Genomic DNA, 14,885 nt, shown 5'->3' with positions numbered 1-14,885 from the left:
GCTCGTCGTGTTCGACACGCGCAAGGAGGTCATGGACAAGCTGGTCGCGCGCGGTGCCATTGCTGCGTCGTCGCCGAAGGACGTCGCTGACCAGGTCGAGACCGTGATGGCGAGCCTGCCCTCGCTGCAGGCTTCGCTGGACGTTGCCACCGGTGCAAACGGCGTGATCGAGGGCAAGCGCGCGAAACGTTTCATTGATCTCTCCACCGTCGGCTCGGCGATGGCCGCGAAGATTCACGGCCTGCTCGCCCAACGCGGCATCGTGCAGATCGACTGTCCGGTCTCCGGCGGCGTCGGCGGCGCGGAGAAGGGCACGCTTGCGGTGATGGTGTCAGGCCCGAAAGCCGAGTTCGAGCTGCTCAAGCCCGCACTCGAGGTGATCGGAAAGGTGTTCTTCATCGGCGAGAAGCCGGGCGCGGCGCAGACCATGAAGCTCGCCAACAATTTCCTGTCGGCCACCGCGATCGTGGCGACGTCGGAGGCCGTGGTGATGGGCGTCAAGGCCGGGCTTGATCCCGCCGTGATGATCGACGTCATCAACGCGGGGTCGGGCATGAACACCGCGAGCCGTGACAAGTTTCCGCGCGCGGTGCTGCCGCGCACATTCGACTTCGGCTTCGCCACGGGGCTGATGGTGAAGGACGTGCGGCTGGCGCTGGAGGAGATGAAGCAGCTTGGCCTGTCGATGGAAGTCGCCAACGCGGTCGGGCGGCTGTGGGAGACGATCATCGCCGCGGAGGGCGCCGAGTCCGATTTCACTGCTGCGATAAAGCCGATCGAGAAGAAGGCGGGTGTTGTGGTCGGCGGGACGAAATAACGCCGGTTCCGTCGATCAATTGCTCACAGCCACGGCGCCGGCATATCCATCGCGATCAGTTGCTCCACCTCAATGCGCGGGCGCACCACGGCGTATTGGTCACCCTTCACCAGCACCTCGGGCACCAGCGGCCGGGTGTTGTATGTGCCGGCCTGCACGGCGCCATAAGCACCCGCGGTCATGATGACGAGGAGATCGCCGGGCGCGGGTGTCGGCAGCGTGCGGTCGAGCGCGAGATAGTCGCCGGTCTCGCAGACCGGGCCGACGACATCGGCCTTGATGGTGGCGGCGCCCTTCGCCGGCTGCTTCACCGGCAGGATGTCGTGATGCGCCTCGTACAGCGTCGGGCGGATGAGGTCGTTCATGGCGGCGTCGATGATGACGAAATTCTTGCCGTCGCCGTGCTTCACATAGATCACCTTGGTGACGAGAATGCCGGCATTGCCGACGATCATGCGGCCCGGCTCGAACATCAGCGTGCAGCCGAGATTGTGGCTGACGCGCTTGACCATGGCGGCATAGGCGGCGGGCGCCGGCGGTGCCTCGCGGTCCATGTAATAGGGAATGCCGAGACCGCCGCCGAAATCGACGTGGCTGATGTCGTGGCCGTCCGCCCGCAGCGTCTGCACGAATTCGGAGAGGATGCGGAACGCGGTCTCCATGCCGGACAGGTCGGTGATCTGGCTGCCGATATGCACATCGGTGCCGGTCACCTTGATTCCGGGCAGCTTCGCCGCGCGCGCATAGACCTCGCGGGCATGGACGATCGGGATGCCGAACTTGTTCTCGGACTTTCCGGTGGAAATTTTTGCGTGCGTGCCGGCATCGACGTCGGGATTGACACGGAGCGAGATGCGCGCGGTCTTGCCCATCTCGGTCGCGAGGCGCGACAGCAGCTCGAGCTCCGGCTCGGATTCGACGTTGAGGCAGAGGATGTCGGCGGCGAGCGCCGCGCGCAGCTCTGTTTCGGTCTTGCCGACGCCGGAGAAGACGATCTTGCTGGCGGGAATGCCGGCAGCCAAGGCGCGCTTCAGCTCGCCGCCCGAAACCACGTCGGCGCCGGCGCCGAGCTTGGCGAGCGTCCGCAGCACCGACTGGTTGGAGTTCGCCTTCATGGCGTAGCAGACCAGCACCTTCTCGCCGGCAAAGGCTTCGGTGAAGACGCGGTAGTGCCGCTCCAGCGTTGCGGTCGAATAGCAATAGAACGGCGTACCGACAGCGGCAGCCAGCTCGGACAGGTTCACCGCCTCGGCGTGCAGCACGCCGTTGCGATAGTCGAAATGGTTCATGGCGCAGGCTCGGTTGTCCCGGCTTATTTCTTGCCGGGAGGTTCGTCCAGGAGCGGGTCGAGAATAAACGATTTCTTCCGGCCTTTGGCCGCCGCGGGCGCGGCATCCGCGCTGGCAGTGGGGTCGAACAGGCTCGGCGCCTTCTGGGCCGCGGTCTCGGTCTCGACGGGCGCAGCGCCGGTGGCTGTAGGCGCGTTGGAGGCGGTCGGCGGCAGATCCAGCGGGCCCTTGCGGCCGCAGCCGGCAAGCGCGAGCGCCGTCAGGCTCAAGACAATGATGGCCCACCCCGAGCCGGCCGGGCGAAACTTTGACGTCACGACGAAATCCCCACTACGCGCGGCGCACCATACAGAGATTGGCGCGTTCTGGCGAGAGCCGGATGACCATGAAACATAAGCGAAATTTTGCCCTCAGCCCAATTTTCGCTCTTTTTCCAGCCGCTTCGTCCAGGCCTTGGCCTGGGACGTCACGTTCTTCGGCGCGGTGCCGCCAAAGCTGGTGCGGCTCTTCACCGACGATTCGACCGAGAGCACGCCGAGCACGTCTTTGGTGATCTTGGGCTCGATCGCCTGCATCTCCTTCAGCGGCAGCTCGTGCAGCGCGATGCCGCCCTCGGCGGCCTTGGCGACGATACGGCCTGTGACGTGGTGAGCCTCCCGGAACGGCATCTTCAGCGTCCGCACCAGCCAGTCGGCAAGGTCGGTCGCTGTAGCGTAACCCTCGCCCGCGGCCGCCTTCATCTTGGCTTCGTCCGGAACGAGATCACGGACCATGCCGGTCATGGCGCGGATTGCCAGCGACAGCGCGGCAAAACCCTCCATGGCGCCCTGCTTGTCCTCCTGCATGTCCTTTTGATAGGCGAGCGGCAGGCCCTTCATGACGATCAGGAGGCCGTTGAGCGCGCCGATGACGCGGCCGGTCTTGGCGCGCACCAGCTCGGCGGCATCCGGATTGCGCTTCTGCGGCATGATCGAGGAGCCGGTGGTGAACTTGTCGCTGAGCCGGATCATGCCGACCAGCGGCGAGGTCCAGATCACGATCTCCTCGGCAAAGCGCGACATGTGCACGGCGCAGATCGAGGCGGCCGACAGCGTCTCCAGCACGAAGTCGCGGTCGGAGACGGCATCGAGCGAGTTCGCCATCGGCCGGTCGAAGAGGAGCGCCTTCGCGGTGGCGTGACGGTCGATCGGGAACGAGGTGCCGGCGAGTGCGGCCGCGCCCAGGGGCGATTCGTTCAGCCGCTTGCGGGCGTCCTGGAAGCGGCCGCGGTCGCGCGCGGCCATCTCGACATAGGCCAGCAGGTGATGGCCGAAAGTGACGGGCTGCGCCGTTTGCAGATGCGTGAAGCCGGGCATCACGGTTGCGGCGTGCTCCAGCGCCCGCTCCACCAGGGCCTGCTGGAACGCGGCGAGCGCGGCATCGGTCTCGTCGATGATGTCGCGGACGAACAGGCGAAAGTCGGTGGCGACCTGGTCGTTGCGCGAACGCGCGGTGTGCAGCCTCCCGGCGGCCGGGCCGATCAGCTCCGACAGGCGGCTCTCGACATTCATATGGATGTCTTCGAGCGCGCGCTTGAATTCGAAGCCCCCCTTGCCGATCTCTGACAGGATTGTGTCTAGACCCTTGCCGATATTTTTCGCATCAGAAGCCGTGATGATGCCCTGATTGGCCAACATCGCGGCGTGAGCCTTGGACGCGGCAATGTCCTGGGCGAAGAGGTGACGATCGACGTCGATGGAGACGTTGATCTCTTCCATGATCTCGTCGGGACGTTCCGAGAACCGGCCGCCCCACATCTTGTTGCTCATGATTCCCTGCTCACGCCTGATTTTGCCGCACGTTTGCTGGCCGCGGCCAGCCGTATTAAGAGGCCCCTGATAGCCATATCTGCGACCGGATGACAAACGATATGCTGGAACCGAAGCCCTCCGCTACGCGCCGCATCCCCCTCGTCGTCGCCACCGTGGCGATCGTCGGGCTGGCCGGCTTTGCCGCGCTGTATGGGCTCGGCCTCAGCCGGGCGCCATCAGGCGATCCGACCTGCAAGGCGGCGGTGGCGACCGCGCAGAAAATCGCTCCGTTCGCGCATGGCGAGGTGGCGGCACTGACCATGGCAAGCGCCCCCGTGAAACTGCCCGACCTCGCCTTCGACGATTCCGACGGCAAGCCGAAGAAGCTGTCCGACTTCCGCGGCAAGACCCTGTTGGTGAACCTCTGGGCGACCTGGTGCGTGCCTTGTCGCAAGGAGATGCCGGCGCTGGACGAGCTCCAGGGCAAGCTGTCGGGCCCGAATTTCGAGGTGGTAGCGATCAACATCGACACCCGCGACCCGGAGAAGCCGAAAACCTTCCTGAAAGAGGCCAATCTGAGCCGGCTCGCCTATTTCAGCGACCAGAAAGCCAAGGTTTTTCAGGATCTTAAAGCCGTCGGTCGGGCGCTGGGCATGCCGACCTCGGTGCTGGTCGACCCGCAGGGGTGCGAAATTGCGACGATCGCGGGGCCGGCGGAATGGGCGAGCGAGGACGCGCTCAAGCTGATCCGGGCAGCAACCGGCAAGGCCACCGCGTCGCTTTGAAGCTTAGGCGGTGACGTTGAGATTGCCGCCGACGCCCGGGCCGACATTGGCAAGAGAAGGCTGAACGGCGCCGAGCAGCGTCAGGATGGTGGATTTCTCCATATCCGCGTTCTGCTTGGTCAGCGTCGCCGCAATATTCGACTGCAGCGCGCCTTGCTGAGCGGCCAGCATGGTGCTGACCATTGCCATCATGTCCATGACGCGAACCCTCGTACCGGCCGTAACCTAGGCGCGAGGGGTTAATGGGACATGAATTGGCACGCGGCTGCGGCGTGGCCGCCGTCTGTGTCCCGGACAAGGCGCGACACGGAGGGACGCGCCGCCGAGCCGGGACCCAGCCTCATCGTGCACGTGGCTTCTGGGCCCCGGCTCTGCAGCGCACCGCTAACGCGTTGCGCAGCGTCCGGGGCACGACACGACCCTTACCTTGTCGGCACCGGCTTGGCGCCGCGGTAATCGTAGAAGCCGCGCTGGGTCTTGCGGCCGAGCCAGCCGGCCTCGACGTATTTCACCAGCAGCGGGCAAGGGCGGTACTTGGAGTCGGCCAGCCCCTCGTGCAGCACCTGCATGATGGACAGGCAGGTGTCGAGCCCGATGAAATCGGCGAGCTCGAGCGGACCCATGGGATGGTGGGCGCCTAGTTTCATCGCCGCGTCGATCGCCTCGACGTTGCCGACGCCTTCATAGAGCGTGTAGATCGCCTCGTTGATCATCGGCAGCAGGATGCGGTTGACGATGAAGGCCGGGAAATCCTCGGAGACCGCGACCTGCTTGCCGAGCTTGCCGACGAATTCCTTGGCGGTCTCGAAGGTGGCATCGTCGGTGGCGATGCCGCGGATGAGCTCGACCAGCTCCATCAACGGCACCGGATTCATGAAATGAACGCCGATGAAGCGTTCCGGGCGGTCGGTGGCGGCGGCGAGGCGCGTGATCGAGATCGAAGACGTATCGGAGGCGACGATCGCCTCCGGCTTCAACACCGCGCAGAGCTCGTGGAAGATCTTGCGCTTGACCTCTTCCTTCTCGACCGCGGTCTCGATGACGAGGTCGCAGTCGGCGAGGTCGTCCAGCTTCTCGGCCAGCTTGATACGCGCGATCGCCTTGGCCTTGTCGTCCTCGGTGACGACCTTCTTGGAGACTTGGCGCGCCAGATTGCCGTTGATGGTGGCCATGCCCGACTTGAGGCGGTCGGCCGAAACGTCGTTGAGCACCACGTCGAAGCCGGCGAGCGCCGCGACATGCGCGATGCCATTGCCCATCTGCCCCGCGCCGATCACGCCGACCTTCTTGATCACTGCCGCCATATTGTCATCCACCGGAACGGCGCGCCGGGGGGCGCGCCCTGCCTATCCCCTTGAGCCGGGAGGTCCGATTTAATCAGAACCTTGGCTCGAAACCTAGATTGGATCGCTTCCAAGGCACGCCCCACGCCAAAGAAAACGCCTCAGAAATGCAACACCGGCCGGAGTTTATACCTCCGGCCGGTGTTTTCGATGCCTTTTACTTGCCGAGCTTGCCGAGTTCGGCTGTCAGCTCCGGAACCGCCTGATAGAGATCGGCGACCAGGCCGTAATCAGCGACCTGGAAGATCGGCGCGTCCTCGTCCTTGTTGATCGCGACGATCACCTTGGAGTCCTTCATGCCGGCCAGATGCTGGATGGCGCCGGAAATGCCGACCGCGACATAGAGCTCGGGGGCCACGACCTTGCCGGTCTGGCCAACCTGCCAGTCGTTCGGCGCATAGCCGGCGTCGACCGCGGCGCGCGAGGCACCGACACCGGCGCCCAGCTTGTCCGCGAGCGGCTCGATGTACTTGGCAAAATTCTCGCGGCTCTGCATGGCGCGGCCACCGGAGACGATGATCTTGGCCGAGGTCAGCTCGGGACGATCGCTCTTGGCGACCTCCTCACCGACGAAAGTCGACAGGCCCGGATCGGCCGCCGCCGCCACGGTCTCGACCGGGGCGCTGCCGCCCTCGCCCGCTGCGGCGAAGGTGGAGGTGCGCACCGTGATGACCTTCTTGGCGTCCTTCGACTTCACCGTCTGGATGGCGTTGCCGGCATAGATCGGACGCTCATAGGTATCGGGCGCGACCACCTTGGTGATCTCCGAGACCTGCATGACGTCGAGCAGAGCGGCGATGCGAGGCATCACGTTCTTGAAGCGCGAAGTCGCAGGCGCGACGATCGCGTCATAGCCGGACGCCAGCGACACGACCAGCGCAGCCAGCGGCTCGGCGAGATCGTGCGCGTAGAGGTCGCCATCGGCGAGCAGCACCTTCTTCACGCCATTGAGCTTGGCAGCGGCGTCCGCCGCGGCCTTGGCGTTCTGGCCGGCGACCAGCACCTCGACATCCGCGCCGAGCGCGCCAGCTGCGGTCAGGGCCTTGTTGGTGGCGTCCTTGAGCGACGCATTGTCGTGTTCGGCAATCAGAAGCGTCGTCATCAGAGCACCCCGGCTTCGTTCTTGAGTTTCGACACCAGCTCGGCGACGTCCTTGACCTTGACGCCGGCCTTGCGGCCCGCGGGCTCAGCCGTCTTCAGAACCTCGAGACGCGCGGCGATGTCGACGCCGTAATCGGCGACCGTCTTCTCCGCGATCGGCTTCTTCTTCGCCTTCATGATGTTGGGCAGCGACGCGTAGCGCGGCTCGTTGAGGCGGAGATCGGTGGTGACGATTGCCGGTCCCTTCAGCTTCACGGTCTGGAGACCGCCATCGACTTCGCGCGTCACCTTGAAGTCGGCACCTTCGACCTCAAGTTTGGAGGCGAAGGTCGCCTGCGACCAGCCGAGCAGAGCGGCCAGCATCTGGCCGGTCTGATTCGAGTCGTCGTCGATCGCCTGCTTGCCGAGAATGATCAGGCCCGGCTGCTCTTCTTCCGCAACCTTCTTCAGGATCTTGGCGACGGCGAGCGGCTCGACGGTGCCTTCCGCCTTCACCAGGATGCCGCGATCGGCGCCCATGGCAAGACCGGTGCGGATCGTCTCGGACGCCTGCGCCGGTCCGATCGAGACCACCACGACCTCAGTGGCCTTGCCGGCTTCCTTCAGGCGCAGCGCTTCCTCGACAGCGATTTCGTCGAAGGGGTTCATGGACATCTTGACGTTGGCGAGTTCAACGCCCGATCCATCGCCCTTGACGCGGACCTTGACGTTGTAATCGACCACCCGCTTTACCGGCACTAAGACCTTCATCGATCCTCTTTCACTCAATTTGGGAGGGGGGTTATCAACTGGCGCGGAACCTAAAGGCCTGATCTGCCCCGGTCAACGCGCCAACGGGCCTAATTTTAGCCTCCTGAAATGCGGGCGCGCGATGGGTCAGCGGTTCTGGCCGGGAACCCAGAGCACGTCGCCCACGCCATTGCCGTTCACCGCCCGGCTGGCCACGAAGAGAAAGTCGGACAGGCGGTTCATATATTGGATGCCAGCCGCGCTGACCGTCTCGCTGGGCTGGGCCGCCAGCTCCACGATCACGCGTTCCGCCCTGCGGCATATCGTGCGCGCCACATGCAGATGGGCCGCCGCCGGCGTGCCGCCGGGAAGCACGAAGGAGGTCAGCGGTGCGAGCTTGTCGTTGAGCGTGTCGATGTCGCGCTCGAGCCGCTCGACCTGGCTCGCCACCACCCGCAGGCGCTCCGCCTTACCTTCCCGCTCCGGCACGGCGAGATCGGCACCAAGATCGAACAGATCGTTCTGGATGCGGCCGAGCATCGCATCGAGCTCGGGCATCTCCCCGGTGTGGAGCCTGACCACGCCGATCGCGGCATTGGTCTCGTCGACGGTGCCATAAGCCTCGATGCGCAGATCGTATTTCGGACGCCGCTCGCCGGTTCCGAGCGCCGTCGTGCCGTCGTCACCGGTCTTCGTGTAGATGCGGTTCAGCACCACCATGATCAACGTCCCATCGCCCAGACCGCGAGCATCGCGATGATGATCGCCACGAACTGAAGCAGCACGCGCCAGCGCATCAGCTTCTGCGAGGTGTTGGGCGAGCCGCCACGCATCATGTTGATGAGCCCGAGCAGCAGCACCAGCGCCACGGCGCCGGCTGCGGCCGGCAGGATGAAAGTACTCAGGAGAGATGCCATTTGAGGGTAGATAACACCGTGTGCGCCGGTCCGCCATGGTGCCGCGACGGTCTCCGGCGTCATTTCCGGGGCGCTTCGCGAACTGGCTTTTGGGCCAATAATATCAGATGGTAGCGCGATGATTTCCGATTTGCGCCCATTGCCTGTTCTCCCGATCTCTCCCTGCACGCAGGGCGAGAGAGCAGCGGTGTAGGTGCCACGTGAAAGCGATCCGCTACATCTACGTCGTCGCGATGGACGCGTTCTACACGTTCTTGGCCGATGACGGCTGGGCGATCGCAAGCCACATCGCGCTATCGACGCTGATGGCGCTGTTCCCGTTCCTGATCGTGCTGACCTCGCTCGCCGGCTTCTTCGGCTCCAAGGAACTCGCCGATCAAGCCGCCAGCCTGATGCTCCAGATCTGGCCCAAGCAGGTCGCGGATTCGATCTCAGGGGAGGTGCATGATGTGCTGACCACCACCCGCACCGGCCTTTTGACCATCGGCGCGGCGCTGTCGGTCTATTTCGCCTCCAACGGCGTCGAGGCGCTCCGGATCGCGCTCAACCGCGCCTATGCGGTGGTGGAGATGCGGAGCTGGTACTGGCTCCGGCTGGAATCGATTGCCTATACGATCATTGCGGCCTTCACGGCCCTCGCCATGGCGTTCCTGATCGTGCTCGGGCCGCTGATCATCGAGGCCGCTCGGCGCCACATTCCGCTGTTCGTGGAATCCAACGAAAGCATCCTCACCTGGCTGCGCTACGGCATCACCATCAGCGCGCTGGTGGTGGCGCTGATCATTCTGCATGCCTGGCTGCCGGCGGGGCGGCGCAGCTTCTTCCAGATTCTGCCCGGCATCGTCTTCACCATCGTGGCGTCGCTGATCTCCGGCATCGTGTTCGGACAATATCTGGCGCGCTTCGCGAACAATTACGTGACGATGTATGCGGGGCTCGCCTCGGTGATCATCGCGCTGGTGTTTCTGTACTTCATCGCCGCGATCTTCGTTTACGGCGGCGAGCTGAACGCCGCGATCATCAAGTCGCGGCTTCCTCACGGCGTGTCGCTTCAAGCAGCGCAGTCGCTAGCGCCCGCGGAGACACAGGCTTGACCAGGAAGGCGTCGGCCCCGGCTTGGCGCGAGGCGGCCTCGTCCTCGCCGCGGCCGGACACGCCGATGATCGGGATGTGGGCCAGCGGCGTCGGCAGCTTGCGGATCCGCCGGATGGCCTCGATGCCGTCGATGCCCGGCAGCACCATATCCATCAGCACCGCGTCGAACGCGCCCTGCTCCAGCCGATTCACGGCGTCCTCGCCGCGCCCGATGAACTCGGCATGATGGCCGAGCTCGGTCAGGATGGTGTTGAGCACGACGCGGCCGAACGGGTTGTCCTCGACGCTGAGCACGCGGAGCGCAGCAACCGCCTCGGGCTCGCTGCCGTCCTTTGCCTTCCGGGTCTTGCCCGGTCCCGCCGCGTCCAGCGACACCGTCAATGTGAAGGTGGCGCCCCCACCGCGGCGCGGAGCGACATTGATGTCGCCGCCCATCGCCCGCGCCAATTGCTTGACCGAGGAGAGCCCCAAGCCTGCGCCGCCGAAACGTGAGGCAATGGTGACATTGGCCTGGGTGAATGGGCGGAACAGCCGCTTGATCTCGGCCATCGTCAGGCCGATGCCGCTGTCGGACACCGCAAAGGCCACGCCGACCTTGCCCTTTGCTTTGCCTCTAGCGGGACGCCACGGCTCGACGGCGAGGGCCACTCCGCCCTCGTCGGTGAATTTCACGGCGTTGTCGATCAGGTTCTCGAGCGCGGCGCGCAGGCGGACGGAATCACCGACCACGAGCCCTGGGATCTTTTCGGCGATCTCGACCTTGGCCTGGAGACCTTTGGCCGCGGCGCGGCCGGCCAGCGAATCGCCGGCGGTGCGGGCGAGCGTCTTGAGATCGAACAGGTCCTGCCGCGGCGTGCTGCCGCCCTTCCCCGTTCTGGCAGCATCCACGAACAGTGTGGCGAGGCTCGCCAGATGCTCGGCACCGGCCTTGATGGTGTCGGCCCAGCGCCGCTCCCGCTCGCCGAGATCGGAGGTCGCGAGCAGGTCGCTGATCGCGAGAATGCCGGTCAGGGGGGTGCGGACCTCATGAGCAAAAGCGGCCAGCGCCGCCTGAACGACATCCGGCGCAACCGCCTTGGTGCTGCGCTTGCGCAGCTGGCCGGCCGCCTTCCCGGCCGCCTTGGGCCGCTGCCGAAGCGGCCGCCGCCTGGACGTCCGGGTGGTGCGCACTGGACGCGTCTTCGCCGCCATGAATCCCCTTCGAAGTACCCTCTTCGAACCCCGCGCGGGCCAAGCATGGCACGGAGCAACGCCCGGAGTCACGGCGACGTTTCGCTAACCCCCAGAGAAACTTAACCTAATCCCACCAGCCGGCGGATCGTGGCAGGCGTGACGCCGGCCGCGCGCAACTCGCGCAGACCGGTCGAGCGGCTCGATTTCGACAGCTTCCGACCCGCCTCATCGCGAATCAGCCGGTGATGGCGATAGGCCGGCTCGGGCAGGCCGAGCAGGACCTGGAGCAGGCGGTGCACCGAAGTGGCGTAAAACAGGTCCTGCCCCCGCACGATCTCGCTGACGCCCTGGAGCGCGTCGTCGACGACAACCGAGAGATGGTAGCTGGTCGGCGTCTCCTTGCGGGCCAGGATGACGTCGCCCCAGGCCTCGGGCCGCGCCGGGACGATGCCGCCCCCGCCATCCGGCCCCTCGCCGAGCTCGTTCCAGCTCAGGCCGGCGACGCGACGGCACGCGGCCGCCATGTCGAGCCGCAGCGCATAGGGCGCGCCCGAGGCGATCAGTCGTGTGCGTTCGTCAGCCGGCAGCGATTTGGCATCACCGGGGTAAAGCGGCGCGCCATCGGGATCACGCGGCCAGGGCCCATGGGCCTCGCGCGCCGCCACCAACTTAGCGATCCCGGCGCGGCTTTCGAAGGCGGGATAGACAAGTCCGAGCGCAGAGAGCTTTTCCAGCGCAGCGCGATAATCGGCGAGATGTTCGGATTGACGCCGCACTGGCGTCTCCCAGGCAATCCCGAGCCAGGCGAGATCCTCGTAGATCGCCGTCTCATAGTCCGGCCGGCACCGCGTCGCATCGATGTCCTCGATCCGCAGCAACAAAAGCCCGCCGGTCTTTCTCGCGCGATCGAAGTTGAGCAGCGCGGAATAGGCGTGGCCGAGATGCAGGAAGCCGTTCGGGCTCGGAGCGAATCGGAAAACGGGTGGCATGGATACTCACGAGACTTGTCATGGCCGGGCTTGACCCGGCCATCCATCTTCCAAGACTCTGTTACGATAGGAGATGGATGCGCGGGTCAAGCCCGCGCATGACGAGCAGGGCCTTCATGACCATCCACCTCGAAACCCAGTCCGATCTCGAAGAGGCCGTTCACGCGCTGATCAAGCGCGATCCGCGCCTCAAGCCCGTGCTCGAGATCGCGGGCATGCCGGCGTTGCGGCGGCGCGAGCCGGGGTTTACGGGGCTCGCGCACATCGTCTGCGGGCAGCAGCTCTCCACCGCGAGTGCCGCGGCGATCTGGGGACGGCTGTCGGCGGCGTTCGATCCGTTCGACCATGGCGCGGTGCGCCGCGCCCGCGCCGACCGGCTGGGGCGGCTCGGCCTCTCTGCCGCCAAGATCAAGACCCTCAAGCATCTCGCCCGCGAGATCGCCGCGCAGCGGCTGAACCTCGACGTGCTCGCGGAGGAGGATGCCGACGCGGCGCATCACACCCTGATCGCGCTGCCCGGCATCGGCCCCTGGACGGCCGACCTCTACCTCTTGTTCTGCCTCGGCCACGGCGATGCCTGGCCGGCCGGCGACCTCGCCGTGCAGGAAGGCATCCGCATCGGGCTCAGCCTCAAGGCGCGGCCGACGGAGAAGCAGATGGCGCCGATCGCCGAGCCCTGGCGTCCGCTGCGCGGTGCGGCGGCGCATCTGTGGTGGAGCTATTACCGCGCGGTGAAGAAGCGCGAGGGCGTGCTCGCGGCATCGGGCTAGCCGCGCAGTCGCGCGCGGTCGGTCCGGGCGCATTCGGCGACGAATTCGATCACGGCGCGCACCGCCGGCAGCTCGACGAGGTCGGGGTGGGCCAGCAGCCAGAGATCCGCAACGCTGGCGAGCTTCTGCGGGGCGACGCGCACGAGATCGGAATAGGCTTCGGCGACGAAGCACGACAGCGCGGAGATTCCGATGCCGGCGCGGACCGCCGCCAGCATGTCCCCCTGGGACGAGCAGCGCATCGCCACCCTCGCCTGCCGCGTGACGACGTCGCTCCAGCGCGCAAGCTGCGCATTGGACGTCTGGTCGGCGAAGCCGATGACGCTGTGCTCCTTCCAATCGCCGCGCCGTTCGGGCAGGGGCCGCCCGGCGGCATAATCGCGCGAGGCATAGAAGCCGGTGCCGAGACGGCCGATCTTGCGGCCGACCAGGTTCTCCTCGCCACTGTCGAACGGCCGCAGCACCACGTCCGCCTCACGCCGGCGCACGCTCGCCGGAAACGGATGGGTGATGATCTCGAGCTGGATATGATCGTGCGCACGCAGGAAGGCAGGCAGGCGCGGCATCAGCCAGTGCGAGGCGAGCGTCGCGCCGATCGACAGCTTGACGATGCCGCGCGCCTTGTGTCCACCCGCCGCCACTGCAGTCTCGGCCCGCAGCGCTGCGGCCGCCATGGCCTCGGCGTGCTCGCGCAAGGCCCGTCCATCCGCGGTCAGCGCCAGGCCGTCGGCGGCGCGCGCCACCAATCTTGTGCCGAGCTGGGCTTCCAGCGCCGCGATCTTGCGGCTGACGGTGGGATGACTGGTGTGCAGGCGGCGGGCGGCGGCGGTGAAGCTGCCGGTATCGGCGACCGCGACGAAGGTCTTGCAAAGGTCCCAATCCATTCGGCGGCCCTGTTCATACCTGAATGATCGTCCGTTCATTATTGAACGGCCGGGCCGCGCCGTCCAACCTTATAATGGGATCAAATCCGCGGCCCCCGGGCGGTCCATCCGCCCGCGCGACAATCAAAACGGAAACGCCTCGTCATCCGCCAGCCGGCGGGACCGCGTTTCGGGAGGACATGATGGCACTGCCCACTCTCTTGAAGGATTCGCTCGAGCTGCCCGTGGTCGGCTCGCCGCTGTTCATCGTCTCCGGCCCGGAGTTGGTGATCGCCCAGTGCAAGGCGGGCGTCGTCGGCTCCTTTCCCGCGCTCAATGCCCGCCCGGTCGAGAAGCTCGGCGAATGGCTGAGCCGGATCGAAGACGAGCTCGGCGAATACAAATCGCGCAATCCCGGCAAGAAGGTCGCGCCCTACGCCGTCAACCAAATCTGCCACGCCTCCAATGACCGGCTGATGAAGGACATGGAGACCTGCGTCAAGCACAAGGCGCCGATCATCATCACCTCGCTGCGGCCGCCGGCGGAGATCGTCGAGGCGGCACACTCCTATGGCGGGCTGGTGTTCCACGACGTCATCAACGTCAAGCACGCGCGCAAAGCGGCCGAGCAGGGCGTCGACGGCCTGATCCTGGTCTGCGCCGGTGCGGGCGGACACGCCGGCACGCTGTCGCCCTTCGCGCTGGTGCGCGAGGTCAAGCAATGGTTCGGCGGCGCCGTCCTGCTGTCGGGCGCGATCAGCGACGGCTATGGCATCGCCTCGGCGCTGACGCTGGGCGCCGACCTCGCCTATATGGGCACGCGCTTCATCGCGACGCAGGAAGCCAACGCCGACGAGGCCTACAAATCGGCGCTGACGCAGCACGCCGCGCACGACGTCGTCTACACCAACCTGTTCACCGGCGTGCACGGCAATTATCTCGGCCCGTCGATCGCTGCCGCCGGCCTCGATCCGGACAATCTCCCCGTCGCAGACAAAACGAAGATGAATTTCGGCTCCGGCGGCAACATGAAATCGAAGGCGTGGCGCGACATCTGGGGATCGGGCCAGGGCATCGGCCAGATCACCGACGTCCCGCCCGTCGCGGAGCTCGTCGACCGCATGAAGCGTGAATTCGATCAGGCGAGGCAGGATTTCCTGATGCGCGTCAGCGCCTGACGACGTTGTCCAACGACAGGATTGGACTGGCAACAAACGGGAGGAC

17 protein-coding genes are annotated in these 14,885 nt (G+C 65.9%); 5 read left to right on the top strand and 12 right to left on the bottom strand.

Annotated features, from left to right (window positions below; genetic code table 11):
• Positions 1-817: NAD(P)-dependent oxidoreductase (locus HZZ16_RS35255; RefSeq protein WP_197955222.1), on the top strand; the 817-nt coding region annotated here is incomplete at its 5' end.
• Between the two features lie 23 nt (positions 818-840).
• On the opposite strand, the gene lysA is transcribed toward HZZ16_RS35255, so the two are convergent.
• The 3 genes from lysA to argH all read right to left on the bottom strand — a co-directional run bounded on the left by lysA (position 841) and on the right by argH (position 3,914).
• Positions 841-2,106, bottom strand: a complete 1,266-nt coding sequence (lysA, locus tag HZZ16_RS35250) for a diaminopimelate decarboxylase (RefSeq protein ID WP_197955220.1) — start codon at positions 2,104-2,106, stop codon at positions 841-843.
• A gap of 23 nt (positions 2,107-2,129) precedes the next feature.
• A complete protein-coding gene (gene lptM / locus HZZ16_RS35245; protein WP_197955218.1) occupies positions 2,130-2,423 on the bottom strand; it encodes an LPS translocon maturation chaperone LptM in 294 nt (97 codons plus the stop codon).
• 93 nt (positions 2,424-2,516) lie between these two features.
• Positions 2,517-3,914, bottom strand: a complete 1,398-nt coding sequence (gene argH, locus HZZ16_RS35240) for an argininosuccinate lyase (RefSeq protein WP_197955216.1) — start codon at positions 3,912-3,914, stop codon at positions 2,517-2,519.
• A gap of 101 nt (positions 3,915-4,015) precedes the next feature.
• Between argH and tlpA the strand changes: the two genes are divergently transcribed.
• Positions 4,016-4,681 (top strand): thiol:disulfide interchange protein TlpA, encoded by a 666-nt coding sequence (gene tlpA / locus HZZ16_RS35235; protein WP_197955211.1) that lies wholly within the window; start codon positions 4,016-4,018, stop codon positions 4,679-4,681.
• A 3-nt stretch (positions 4,682-4,684) separates the two neighbouring features.
• Here tlpA and HZZ16_RS35230 read toward each other — a convergent pair whose 3' ends face one another.
• The 6 genes from HZZ16_RS35230 to HZZ16_RS35205 form a co-directional block, all read right to left on the bottom strand.
• A complete protein-coding gene (locus HZZ16_RS35230) occupies positions 4,685-4,879 on the bottom strand; it encodes a putative motility protein (RefSeq protein WP_197955210.1) in 195 nt (64 codons plus the stop codon).
• Between the two features lie 224 nt (positions 4,880-5,103).
• Positions 5,104-5,985, bottom strand: coding sequence for a 3-hydroxybutyryl-CoA dehydrogenase (locus tag HZZ16_RS35225; protein WP_197955209.1), 882 nt, complete (start codon positions 5,983-5,985; stop codon positions 5,104-5,106).
• 196 nt (positions 5,986-6,181) lie between these two features.
• The gene (locus tag HZZ16_RS35220; RefSeq protein ID WP_197955208.1) at positions 6,182-7,126 is read right to left on the bottom strand and encodes an electron transfer flavoprotein subunit alpha/FixB family protein; all 945 of its coding nucleotides are present in this window, start codon (positions 7,124-7,126) and stop codon (positions 6,182-6,184) included.
• Positions 7,126-7,875, bottom strand: a complete 750-nt coding sequence (locus tag HZZ16_RS35215) for an electron transfer flavoprotein subunit beta/FixA family protein (protein WP_197955206.1) — start codon at positions 7,873-7,875, stop codon at positions 7,126-7,128. The genes HZZ16_RS35220 and HZZ16_RS35215 overlap by 1 nt, the downstream gene beginning before the upstream one ends.
• A gap of 126 nt (positions 7,876-8,001) precedes the next feature.
• Positions 8,002-8,574: a cob(I)yrinic acid a,c-diamide adenosyltransferase gene (locus HZZ16_RS35210; RefSeq protein WP_197955204.1), complete on the bottom strand. Its 573-nt coding sequence runs from the start codon at positions 8,572-8,574 to the stop codon at positions 8,002-8,004.
• A 2-nt stretch (positions 8,575-8,576) separates the two neighbouring features.
• Entirely contained in the window at positions 8,577-8,771 is a 195-nt protein-coding gene (locus HZZ16_RS35205; RefSeq protein WP_028178512.1) for a twin transmembrane helix small protein, read from the bottom strand.
• A 200-nt stretch (positions 8,772-8,971) separates the two neighbouring features.
• Here HZZ16_RS35205 and HZZ16_RS35200 point away from each other — a divergent pair, with 200 nt between their 5' ends.
• Positions 8,972-9,865: a YihY/virulence factor BrkB family protein gene (locus tag HZZ16_RS35200; protein WP_197955197.1), complete on the top strand. Its 894-nt coding sequence runs from the start codon at positions 8,972-8,974 to the stop codon at positions 9,863-9,865.
• On the opposite strand, the gene HZZ16_RS35195 is transcribed toward HZZ16_RS35200, so the two are convergent.
• Together HZZ16_RS35195 and gluQRS are read right to left on the bottom strand one after the other, a co-directional pair.
• Positions 9,792-11,057, bottom strand: coding sequence for an ATP-binding protein (locus HZZ16_RS35195; RefSeq protein ID WP_197955196.1), 1,266 nt, complete (start codon positions 11,055-11,057; stop codon positions 9,792-9,794). The two genes, HZZ16_RS35200 and HZZ16_RS35195, sit on opposite strands and share 74 nt — an antisense overlap.
• A 101-nt stretch (positions 11,058-11,158) precedes the next feature.
• Complete coding sequence (gene gluQRS, locus HZZ16_RS35190; protein WP_197955195.1) at positions 11,159-12,028, bottom strand: tRNA glutamyl-Q(34) synthetase GluQRS; 870 nt, start codon at positions 12,026-12,028, stop codon at positions 11,159-11,161.
• Positions 12,029-12,144: 116 nt separating this feature from the next.
• Here gluQRS and HZZ16_RS35185 point away from each other — a divergent pair, with 116 nt between their 5' ends.
• Positions 12,145-12,798 (top strand): DNA-3-methyladenine glycosylase family protein, encoded by a 654-nt coding sequence (locus HZZ16_RS35185; protein WP_197955194.1) that lies wholly within the window; start codon positions 12,145-12,147, stop codon positions 12,796-12,798.
• Here HZZ16_RS35185 and HZZ16_RS35180 read toward each other — a convergent pair.
• Positions 12,795-13,682: a LysR family transcriptional regulator gene (locus tag HZZ16_RS35180; protein ID WP_197955193.1), complete on the bottom strand. Its 888-nt coding sequence runs from the start codon at positions 13,680-13,682 to the stop codon at positions 12,795-12,797. The two genes, HZZ16_RS35185 and HZZ16_RS35180, sit on opposite strands and share 4 nt — an antisense overlap.
• Before the next feature lie 182 nt (positions 13,683-13,864).
• On the opposite strand from HZZ16_RS35180, the gene HZZ16_RS35175 reads away from it, so the two are divergent.
• Complete coding sequence (locus HZZ16_RS35175) at positions 13,865-14,839, top strand: NAD(P)H-dependent flavin oxidoreductase (protein ID WP_197955192.1); 975 nt, start codon at positions 13,865-13,867, stop codon at positions 14,837-14,839.
• Positions 14,840-14,885: the final 46 nt, after the last annotated feature.

The organism is Bradyrhizobium glycinis (assembly GCF_016031655.1).
In the GTDB taxonomy this organism is placed as follows: Bacteria; Pseudomonadota; Alphaproteobacteria; order Rhizobiales; family Xanthobacteraceae; genus Bradyrhizobium; species Bradyrhizobium glycinis.
This window is presented reverse-complemented; position numbering and strand designations above follow the sequence as displayed.